Source organism: Streptomyces sp. NPDC047974 (assembly GCF_040653375.1).
Taxonomy (GTDB): Bacteria; Actinomycetota; Actinomycetes; order Streptomycetales; family Streptomycetaceae; genus Streptomyces.
The window spans coordinates 1-1,014 of record NZ_JBEZNU010000132.1 but is presented as its reverse complement, the minus strand read 5'-3'; the positions used below and the strand labels follow the sequence as shown (position 1 = coordinate 1,014).

Annotated in this window: 2 protein-coding genes; both read left to right on the top strand. The window is 65.4% G+C overall.

Annotation, left to right across the window (positions count from 1 at the left end; translation table 11 throughout):
* Window positions 1-476: histone-like nucleoid-structuring protein Lsr2 (locus AB0E19_RS38900; RefSeq protein ID WP_362190022.1), on the top strand; the 476-nt coding region annotated here is incomplete at its 5' end.
* Between the two features lie 117 nt (window positions 477-593).
* Window positions 594-857: a hypothetical protein gene (locus tag AB0E19_RS38895; protein WP_362190019.1), complete on the top strand. Its 264-nt coding sequence runs from the start codon at window positions 594-596 to the stop codon at window positions 855-857.
* The last annotated feature ends 157 nt before the right edge of the window (window positions 858-1,014 follow it).

Genomic DNA, 1,014 nt, shown 5'->3' with positions numbered 1-1,014 from the left:
TGACCGGCCCGATGCCCTCGCAACTACGCGGGCAACTGGTGAAGGATCGCGACAGCGGCACCTACCCCATGCCGCACCGACCCGAGGACCTCTTCACCGTCGGAGTGACTGACAACGGCAGCCAACTCTTCTGGATCACCACACCAGCAGCAGAACCCGACTCCTGGACCATCACCGTCAACGAGGCCGACGGACACGTCTGGTACACCCATGAGGGCGACCTCACTTCGTTCCTCCTCGCGCTCCTGAGCGGCGTTGAGCACCCGACGGTCTTCCCTCGCGACATCCTCAGCCACGGCGCGTTCTTCACTCCAGCACCTTCGGCCGACGCCGACTCCCCGCCCACGTCCAGCCCGAGCGGTGCGATCACCAACACCAGTGCCATCCGGGAATGGGCCCGGACCCAGGGCTACGACGTACCCGACCGCGGCCGCATCCCCGCCCTCATCATCCGAGCATGGAAAAAATCCCACTAACTAAGGATCTTCAGAGTGGTCACCGATCGGGTGAAGGCCTGCTGCGGATAGCAGGCGAGGCCTTCGGGCAGTCGTTCGAGATTTCTGATGCCTCAACCGCCGCGACCGGAGGCCTCGTTGGCCATCGCCACCGCGATCCTCGAACTCGTCGTCTGTTTCCACCAGGCCGTCGTCGGCGACGACCAGGGCATCACCGACACCATCACCCGGCTCCGCGACCTCACCGACGGCGGCGGCTATGCCTACTACACCGACATCGCCGCCTTCATGGCCGACCGGCCCGTCCCATCGAGCTCTGCGCGGTGGATCGACGACGAAGCCACCGTCCGCGGACGGTGGCGCCAGCTCGTCATCACCCGGTGTGCTCTCTTCCGAGGCTGAGCGGCACCGGGCAACCCATGGGTGCAGCCGGACCGAGCTGTGCCCGGCTCCTCAGCTCCTCTCTTAGACCTCGTTTCACTTGGTGAGTCGCCGGTAGTTGATGAGACTGGTGGCGATGGCCGTGAAGGCGAGGAAGTGCTCGGGCTTGCGCTCGTAG